Source organism: Patiriisocius sp. 208BN25-11 (assembly GCF_058147145.1).
Genome location: NZ_JBYVJY010000058.1, coordinates 1 through 304 on the forward strand (window position 1 = coordinate 1; position 304 = coordinate 304).

Annotated in this window: 1 protein-coding gene; it reads right to left on the reverse strand. The window is 35.5% G+C overall.

The window, feature by feature from the left end:
* Nucleotides 1-304: glycosyltransferase (locus ACY2RS_RS15540; RefSeq protein ID WP_490099582.1), on the reverse strand; the 304-nt coding region annotated here is incomplete at both ends.

The window sequence follows — 304 nt, forward strand, 5'->3', positions numbered from 1 at the left end:
TTCCTTTTGACAACATCTTTTTTGATCTCTTGAACAATGTCTCACCTTTATTTTTTAATAGTTTTTCCATTTCATTTACAATCTCTTTAGTAGCCTTTGGTTTTGCTAATGCTGAAATTTGAGCACTCACCTCTTGTTGCTTTGCATTATCACTTAGCAAACTCCCCAACACTTCTTTGAAATGTTCTTGTGCATCTTTTTCTCGCAATAAAATGGATGAATTTTTTTGAGGTATCGACAAGGCATTCTTGGTTTGATGATCCTCAGCCACATTCGGACTCGGAATGAAAATAACTGGCTTTCC